The sequence below is a fragment of the Chryseobacterium sp. 2TAF14 genome, assembly GCF_052115105.1.
Lineage (GTDB): Bacteria > Bacteroidota > Bacteroidia > Flavobacteriales > Weeksellaceae > Chryseobacterium.
Genome location: NZ_JBFRGA010000106.1, coordinates 1 through 8896 on the forward strand (window position 1 = coordinate 1; position 8896 = coordinate 8896).

At 34.5% G+C, this 8896-nt stretch carries 7 protein-coding genes; 6 read left to right on the plus strand and 1 reads right to left on the minus strand.

Annotated elements, in window-relative coordinates; all coding sequences use genetic code 11:
• The 5 genes from AB4Y90_RS11600 to pdeM form a co-directional block, all read left to right on the plus strand.
• Positions 1-1033 (plus strand): helix-turn-helix domain-containing protein (locus AB4Y90_RS11600; RefSeq protein WP_441557740.1); only part of this gene is annotated, 1033 nt, incomplete at its 5' end.
• 79 nt (positions 1034-1112) lie between these two features.
• The gene (locus AB4Y90_RS11605) at positions 1113-2117 is read left to right on the plus strand and encodes a ligase-associated DNA damage response exonuclease (protein WP_441557741.1); all 1005 of its coding nucleotides are present in this window, start codon (positions 1113-1115) and stop codon (positions 2115-2117) included.
• A gap of 155 nt (positions 2118-2272) precedes the next feature.
• Positions 2273-3853 (plus strand): ATP-dependent DNA ligase, encoded by a 1581-nt coding sequence (locus tag AB4Y90_RS11610; protein ID WP_441557742.1) that lies wholly within the window; start codon positions 2273-2275, stop codon positions 3851-3853.
• Between the two features lie 211 nt (positions 3854-4064).
• A complete protein-coding gene (locus AB4Y90_RS11615) occupies positions 4065-6467 on the plus strand; it encodes a ligase-associated DNA damage response DEXH box helicase (RefSeq protein WP_441557746.1) in 2403 nt (800 codons plus the stop codon).
• 119 nt (positions 6468-6586) lie between these two features.
• The gene (gene pdeM / locus AB4Y90_RS11620; protein WP_441557743.1) at positions 6587-7231 is read left to right on the plus strand and encodes a ligase-associated DNA damage response endonuclease PdeM; all 645 of its coding nucleotides are present in this window, start codon (positions 6587-6589) and stop codon (positions 7229-7231) included.
• A 3-nt stretch (positions 7232-7234) separates the two neighbouring features.
• On the opposite strand, the gene AB4Y90_RS11625 is transcribed toward pdeM, so the two are convergent.
• Positions 7235-7585 carry a hypothetical protein gene (locus AB4Y90_RS11625; protein WP_441557744.1) on the minus strand — a complete coding sequence of 117 codons (351 nt, stop codon included), beginning with the start codon at positions 7583-7585 and terminating at the stop codon, positions 7235-7237.
• Positions 7586-8048: 463 nt separating this feature from the next.
• Between AB4Y90_RS11625 and AB4Y90_RS11630 the strand changes: the two genes are divergently transcribed.
• Positions 8049-8642, plus strand: a complete 594-nt coding sequence (locus tag AB4Y90_RS11630; RefSeq protein WP_441557745.1) for a Crp/Fnr family transcriptional regulator — start codon at positions 8049-8051, stop codon at positions 8640-8642.
• The last annotated feature ends 254 nt before the right edge of the window (positions 8643-8896 follow it).

The window sequence follows — 8896 nt, forward strand, 5'->3', positions numbered from 1 at the left end:
TTCTGCGATTGCTGTGCATTTGACAATCAAGTTTGTAATTTTCAGATTTATCCCTGATGAAAGTATCAGACAGCAGATGAATACGTTTATCTCGGTCTGTTATGGCCCTTTGATCTACCTTTACATGCTTACAAAAACAAAAAAAGATTTTTCTTTGCCTCAAAAATGGTTTATTTTCATTCCGTTATTTGTTTTAATGATCGCTTACTTTACGATTTCATGTGTTTTTATCATCCTGAATAAAGTAGATCATCATCTTTTGGATGTTTATAATAGTTTGAGTCTGATACTTATTTTTATTGTCAATTTATATTACCCGTCAAAAAGTATTTTAATAGCCAGAAGAGATAAACATTTTATTTCTGATAAAAATGAATACGATGTTATTTTAAGGATTTCGGGCTGCATTCTGCTAATGGAATCGTTGGTTGTCATTTCTAAAATATTGCTTCAGTTTTACCCCGAAAATATTGAAGCTGTGAATTTTGTTTTAAGAATCGTTTCTTACTTTATTCTATTAATTATCTGCCTTTTAATAATCAGGAAAAACTTTAAAACAGAAAATATAAATTATTTTGAATCAGATGTGAAGCTGAAGGGCGATCATCATCATATTAGTAAAAATACAGTCAATAATACGATTGATTATGAAGGTAAATTCAAAAATATCTGGCAAAAATTAGACAGTCTTGTAAGTACAAAACAGCTTTTTAGAAACTGCGATCTTACATTGGATCAACTGGCTCTACAAACAGGCATTAATAAATACCAGATCAGTGAAATGCTGAATAATTATAAACACAAACCTTTTTACCGTTACATCAACGAATATCGGATAGAATATTTTAAAAACAGCATAGAATTAGCGATAGAAAAAAATGAAAACATCAACTTTTTATCATTTGCTTATGAAGCTGGTTTCAAATCAAAATCTTCTTTTAACCGCTATTTTAAAGAGATTACAGGAAAAACACCCTCTGAATATTATAAAGAATTGATGCAGAGAAATTCTTTAGAGCTTACAATAGATTAATTTTAATCACATCTGTCATTGATTTCAATGAAAATGGTTAGGTTTTTGAATATTCAGAAACACACTAATCATCACGCTCTTGAAACTCATCAAATTCACAAACAAAGGCATTTATTGTCCGCAGGGAAAATTTTACATCGATCCTTGGCGACCTGTTGATTTTGCGGTCATTACACACGGACACGCTGATCACGCACGTTGGGGGATGAAAAAATATCTTTGCCATCATTTTACAAAACCTATTTTACATCAGAGAATTTCGCCGGATATTGAATGTCAGACTTTGCAGTATGGTGAAGTTTTAGATATCAATGGCGTGAAACTTTCGCTTCATCCGGCTGGACATATTATTGGTTCCGCTCAGATTCGTCTGGAATATAAAGGTTATGTAAGTGTAATTTCCGGTGACTATAAAATTCAGGATGACGGTTTGAGTACGCCTTTTGAAGTGGTAAAATGTAACGAGTTTGTTACCGAAAGTACATTCGGACTTCCTATTTACAATTGGCTTGAAGTTCCTGATTTGAATAAAAGACTTCAAAATTGGGTTTTAAGGAATCAGGAAAATCAAAAAACATCCGTGTTCATAGGATATTCTTTGGGTAAAGCCCAACGAATTATGAAAGCTGTGGAAGGAATGGGTAAAATTCACGTGCATTATTCAATAGGAAAATTAAATAAAGCTTTTGAAGAAGTCGGGATTGTGCTTCCTGATTATGAAGTTCCCGATTTTAGGGAAAGCATCAAACACGTTGCAGGCGACATCGTAATTGTTCCGCCGGCTTTGTTAGATAGTAATGTTATCAAAAAAATTCCTGACGCTGCAACAGCAATTTGTTCCGGTTGGATGCAGGTTCGAGGCGCAAGAAGATGGCGAAGCGCCGATGCGGGATTTCCGATGAGCGATCACGCCGACTGGAAAGGTCTGTTGCAGGCCATAAAAGCCACAGAAGCCGAAATCGTACACGTTACACACGGTCAAACCGAAGTTTTTTCGAAATATTTAAACGAAATCGGAATCAAATCTGATGTTGTGGAAACTTTGTATGGAGATGATGATGAAGTGGAAATTGTTGCAAATTAAACCTTCAAGGTTTTTAAAACCTTGAAGGTTTGGAATAGTTAAAGTTTTAGAAAGCTCCGTAGGAGCGACATATTTGTAGAAATAATTAGAGCAATTAATGACAGCTCCGTAGGAGCGGCACCTTTGTAAAGCATTCAACGAATTAAAATTAAGAAATGAAACATTTCGCAGAACTCATCAATGCTCTCGAAAGCACCAATAAAACCAACGCTAAAATCGATGCCATCATCGATTATCTGGAACGTGCGCCTGATGATGACAAATTGTGGTTCATCGCTTTATTTACAGGCAAAAGACCCAAACGAAATGTCAATACGAATTATATGAAAGAATGGGCATTGGAAATTACCCAATTGCCGTTTTGGCTGTTTCAGGAAAGCTATTCTTCGGTCGGAGATTTGGGTGAAACCTTATCGTTAATTCTTCCTCCTCCAACCGAACAAGTTGAAAAAACGTTGTCCGAATGGATGCGCGAAATTATCGGATTAAAAAATAAAACGGATGCCGAAAAGAAAGAATTCGTCTTAAATTCCTGGAACGGATTAGATTATACAGAACGACTGATTTTCAATAAATTATTAGGCGGAAGTTTCAGAATTGGGGTTTCGTCAAAAACATTGATTAATTCTCTCACAAAATTTTCCGGACAGGAAGCAAGCACTTTGATGCACAGTTTAATGGGAAAATGGCAACCTGATGAAGTTTCATTTAAAGAATTGATTTCTGCGGAAAATATCAATCCCGATAATTCAAAACCCTACCCTTTTTGCCTCGCTTATCCTTTGGAAAAAGAGCTGGAAGATTTGGGAAAACCCGAAGATTGGCTCATCGAATATAAATGGGACGGCATTCGCGGACAAATCATCAAAAGAAATGATGAAGTTTTTATTTGGTCAAGAGGCGAAGAATTGGTGACGGAACAGTTTCCTGAAATTGCCGAAACTGTAAAAGCAATGAAAAGTAATTTTGTAATAGATGGAGAAATACTTGCGGTAAAGGAAGGTAACGTTTTAAATTTTAATGAATTACAAAAACGATTAAACCGTAAAACTTTAACCAAAAAAATACTCGCTGAAATTCCGATTGAAGTTTTTGCGTATGATATTTTGGAGCTTGAAGGAACTGATTTGAGGGAAAAACCAATCTCAGCAAGAAGAGCAATGCTGGAGGAATTATTACTAAATGAAGCTCCCGAAAACATAAAAATTTCGCAGTCAATTGATTTTGATGATTGGAACAAATTAGATTTAATCCGGGAAAACTCCAGAGAAATCAATAGTGAAGGTTTGATGCTGAAACAGAAAAATTCACATTATCATTCCGGGCGAAAAAAAGGCGATTGGTGGAAATGGAAAATCAATCCGATGACGATTGATGCAGTTCTCATTTACGCCCAAAAAGGAAGCGGAAGACGAAGCGCTTACTACACCGATTACAGTTTTGCCGTAAAAAACGGAGATAAACTGGTCACGATTGCCAAAGCCTATTCCGGATTAACCGATAAAGAAATAATGGAAGTCAGCAAGTTTGTCAATAAAAACGCGATCGAAAAATTCGGTCCGGTTCGTACCGTAAAAGCTGAACTGGTTTTTGAAATTGCTTTCGAAGGAATTGGTTTCAGCAACCGTCACAAAAGTGGTGTTGCGTTGCGTTTTCCAAGAATTCTACGATGGCGAAAAGACAAAACTGTTGACGAAATTGATGATATTGAAGAGATTAAAAAACTGATACAATAACTTAAAATTTAACCACAAAAGTCACAAAAGGTTTTTAAAGGTTTATTGACTTAAAAATTAAAGTTCACAAAGGATTACGCATACAACTTTTTTGAGCTTTTGAATAACTTAAACAATCACTAAAATCTTTTGTGACTTTTGTGGTTCAAAATAAAATTAATAATTGAGCAACTACGAAAATACCCAAGGCTTTAAAATCATTCAAAACTGGATGATGGAAAAATCGATTTCTCCGTTTAAATTTCAAGTTGATACCTGGAAAAAATTCGGAAGCGGTTACAGCGGAGTGGTTGTTGCGCCGACCGGTTTCGGGAAAACCTATTCTGTTTTTTTAGCTTTAATTTCCGATTTCCTAAATCATCCTGAAAAATATAAAAAAGGATTAAAAATGATTTGGATTACGCCACTTCGTTCGCTTTCCAAAGATATCGCCAAAGCAATGCAGGAAGCGATTGACGAGATTGGTCTCGATTGGGCAGTTGGTGTAAGAAACGGAGATACAGATCCGAAAGTCCGTCAACAACAAGTGAAAAATATGCCTGAAATTTTAGTGGCAACACCGGAAAGTTTACACCTTCTTCTCGGACAGAAAAATCACCCGAGATTTTTCCAGAATCTGCAAAGTATCGTCATTGATGAATGGCACGAATTATTGGGCTCAAAGCGCGGTGTGATTGTAGAATTAGGAATTTCTCAATTGAGAAAATATGTTCCGAAATTAAAAATTTGGGGAATTACGGCAACCATAGGAAATCTTGACGAAGCAATGGAAGTTTTGATTCCTTACGATATAAAGAAAACAAAAATCACGGCTAAACAACATAAAAAGATTGATATTATTTCGGTTTTTCCGGATGAAGTAGAAATTTTACCTTGGGCAGGACATCTCGGTCACAAACTGGCAGATAAAGTGGTTCCGATTATTTTAGAATCTAATTCAACCATTGTTTTTACCAATACAAGAAGCCAGAGCGAAATGTGGTATCAGTTATTGCTGGATGCGTATCCAGATTTTGCCGGACAAATCGCCATTCATCACAGTTCAATTGATGCCCATTTAAGAATCTGGATCGAAGAAAACCTGAGTAACGGAAAATTAAAAGCCGTAGTTTCTACCTCATCTTTAGATTTAGGAATTGATTTTAAGCCGGTCGATACAGTTATTCAGATTGGTTCGGCGAAAGGTGTTGCAAGGTTTTTACAACGAGCCGGACGAAGCGGTCACTCCCCTTTCGAGACTTCAAAAATTTATTGTGTTCCGACGCATTCTTTAGAACTAATCGAAGTTTCTGCTTTGAAAGAAGCTGTCAAACAAAATGTAATCGAACCTCGTGAACCGCAGGTTTTATGTTTTGATGTTTTGGTTCAGTTTTTAATGACTTTGGCGATTGGTGACGGATTTTTTCCTGAAGAAACCTACGAAAGAATCAAACAGGTTTATACCTTCCAGGAAATCCGGGACGAAGAATGGAAAGAAATCATCGATTTTTTAACAATTGGAGGAAGCGCACTGAAAAATTATGAAGAATACCATAAAGTGGTGGTAATGGAAGATGGTTTGCACAAAGTTATTTCGAGAAAAATCGCAATGCTTCACCGAATGAATATGGGAGCCATCGTGAGTGATGCAATGCTGAAAGTAAAATTTATTTCCGGCGGATATATCGGAATGGTGGAAGAATATTTTATTTCGAGACTGAAAAAAGAAGAAAAATTTATTTTGGCTGGAAGAGTTCTGGAAGTAGCGATGGTAAAAGATATGACGGTTTTTGTACGTGCTTCTAAAGGAAAAGCAATGGCTCCGAGTTATCTTGGCGGAAGATTGCCTTTAAGTTCAAATTTAGGGCGTTTTTTAAGAGAAAAATTATCAGGAGCATTAAATCCGAAAGCTTCTGAAAAAGAGCTGAAATTTTTGCATCCTTTATTGATCAATCAGGAAGAACGGTCACACATTCCGAAAGAGGATGAATTTTTAGTTGAATTAATAAAAAACAGAGAAGGTTATCATTTGTTTATGTATCCGTTTGAAGGCAGATTGGTTCACGAAGTGATGGCGGCGCTGATTGCTTACCGAATTTCAAAACTGGCTCCCATTTCCTTTTCGATGGCAATGAATGATTATGGTTTTGAATTATTCAGCGATAAAGAAATTCCGGTAACCGAAGAAAATCTGCATCAAATTTTAACGAGGGAAAATCTGATGACCGATGTTATTTCAAGTATCAATTCAGCAGAAATGGCGAGAAGGAAATTCAGGGATATTGCGGTAATTTCAGGAATGGTGGTTCAAAATTTTCCGGGACAGCAACGTTCCAATAAAGCTTTGCAAAGTTCGGCGGGATTGATTTTTAAAGTTCTGGAAGATTACGATCCCAATCATTTTCTTGTGAGACAGGCTTATACAGAAGTTTTTAATATGCAGCTCCAAGAACAGCGTTTGGTAGAAGCTTTTAAACGAATCGAAAAATCAAAGATTATTTTAAAATATTCAAATAAATTTACGCCTTTGAGTTTCCCGATAAAAGTTGACAGCTTAAGACAAACGTTAACGAGTGAAAACCTCGATGCGAGAATTCAGAAATTAATTAAGCAATCCGGAAGAAATATAAAGTGAATTGTCAATAAGTCAATTGTGAATTAAAAGCGTTTTGTTATTTCTGAGCGAATGTAGTGAGAATCTTTTTTAAGTTTGAGATTCTTCCTTCGTCAGAATGACAAACAGAAAAAATTAGAATGAAGATAGTAACGAAAAACATAAAAATAAAAAACGAAGTTTTCACATTGACCAATCAGCGTGCAATGTTTTGGGAAAAAGAAAAAGCATTGATTTTTTCGGATCTGCATATCGGTAAAACGGCACATTTCCGTAAAAATGGGATTGCATTATCTCATCAGATTTTTGAAAGCGATCTGCAGCGATTATCGGTTCTGATTGAATATTTTAAACCCGAAAAATTTATAATTGTCGGCGATTTGCTTCACGCAGGAGATAATTCTGATGTTGATAAATTCTGTGAATGGAAAAGCCTTTTTCCCGGTATTGAATTTCATCTTGTAGAGGGCAACCACGATAAGATTTCTAAAAAGCTTGAAGCTAAATTGTGCCTTAATTTTAAATCTCAGCAATTGGAAATCGACGATGTTGTTTTCGTTCACGATTTTGAAAAATCAAATCCTAAATTTCAGATCACGGGTCACATTCATCCGGGATTCATCATCAATTCTCCAGTAAAAAAAATAAAGCTGCCTTGTTTTGTAATCACCGAAAATCAATTACTGCTTCCTGCCTTCAGTGAGTTTACAGGTTTAGATACAAAAAATCTCCCGAAAAACGGAAGATTCTATGTATTTACAGATGCAGAAATTTATGAGATATGATTTTTACAGCTTGTCAAACCATTTATAAATATCGGTATCTGAAGATATGCTAAGCTTTTTTCTTAATCTGTTTTTTCTATTCTGAATTGCTTTGGGCGTTACAAAAGTATAGAGCGCAATTTCTTTGGTACTCAATCTCAACTTGAGATAGATGCAAAAAATAATTTCAGAATTTTGCAGGTTTGCATTTATTCCAGCAAGATTCTCAAAAAACTCCGGATATGTAGATTTAAATTTACTTAAAAGGCGCGGCGAGTTTTGCTTTGCAAGTCTGATGATTTCTTCATCGGCTAAAATTTTTGCGTTATACTCTTCTGCATTAAAGTCTTGTGTGTTTTCTCTATTTTTATTCATTGTCTGGCAGAATTTTTCTCTATCATTATCAAAAGGTTCGTGACGAAACCCCTGATCTGATTAACGTTCTTAACTATTAGTTTTTTTAATGTATTGTTGCGGTTCAGAATCTGATATTTTAATCACAACAATTTCTCAATTATTATACTACGACATTAAATTTTCAGAAATCTTCTTCCTTAAAAATTCTTGATTCAAATGTATCAGAATTTTCACATTCTTTTTATGATTCTAATCAAGAACTAAAGATTTATATTTTTCGGTTAATGGTTTCATTTGGTACAAGAAAATGTATTTAAAATTAAATATCTTGCCTTATACTAACGGGTGTGGTATCTGTGTGGTAGGGAAATAATTCACTTTTGCATAAAATTATTATTTCTTTACAAGTCTAAAAATATGAACATTCGTATGTTTCCGAACCTATGGAAAGAAATTTTTATGAAGAATTAATCCCTATAATATGATAAATGAAGATAAATTATTTTCTTTTGGAGCAGATTTAAAAACTTACTATCCCGATGATCTTATATTTTCTGAAGGTGATGTTCCGAGCTTCTTTTTCCTGATTTCCAAAGGAAGAGTGAAATTAAATAATTATAATGAAGGAGGTAAAGAGTTTATTCAAGGAATACTGACACAAGGTAACAGTGTGGGTCTGTCTTCGCTTTTTACAGAAAAAAACTATCCTGTAAACGCTGTTGCGGTAGATGAATCTGAGGTAATAAGACTGCCTAAATCCCAATATCTGCAGTTTGTGAAGCAACATCCTGAAAATTATTTTACAATTATAAAATGTCTTTCTGAGCATATGCATTACAAATTTCTGATGATGCAGAGCATGGCTTTTCAAAAACCGGCTCAAAAGCTTTTAACCCTGATGAATTATCTTAAAAACCATCATTCTGACCAGTCACAGTATGCTTTACAGATTCTTTTAACAAGGCAGCAAYTGGCTTCGCTTACCGGGTTGAGTGTAGAAACCGTCATCAGAGTGATAAAAAATATGGAGAAAGAAGGTATCTTAAAAATTCAAAACAGAAAAATTTTTTATTAATAAAAACGAAAAGATTCAAAAGAAAACTTCTACTTTCTTTAAGAGCCTGTTTAAATTTTATTCAATAAATTTTTTAAAGCTTTTTCTTAATTTTCTAAATTAAAGTAAACTCTGTTTATTCTTAAATTTAACATTAAGAATTTTAGTGAGTTAAGTTTATTCTGATTAAGGAATCAATAAATTGATTTTTATTAAGTTTTTTAAGCTAGAGGGGCTTAATTCCTTAATGGTAAAAAATAAATTATAAATTTAAA

What these genes read in the sequence shown, in the direction of transcription:
- AB4Y90_RS11610 (WP_441557742.1), top strand. Translation starts at nt 2,273, where the DNA reads ATGAAACATTTCGCAGAACTCATCAATGCTCTCGAAAGCACCAATAAA.
- AB4Y90_RS11615 (WP_441557746.1), top strand. Translation starts at nt 4,065, where the DNA reads ATGATGGAAAAATCGATTTCTCCGTTTAAATTTCAAGTTGATACCTGG.
- pdeM (WP_441557743.1), top strand. Translation starts at nt 6,587, where the DNA reads ATGAAGATAGTAACGAAAAACATAAAAATAAAAAACGAAGTTTTCACA.
- AB4Y90_RS11625 (WP_441557744.1), bottom strand. Translation starts at nt 7,585, where the DNA reads ATGAATAAAAATAGAGAAAACACACAAGACTTTAATGCAGAAGAGTAT.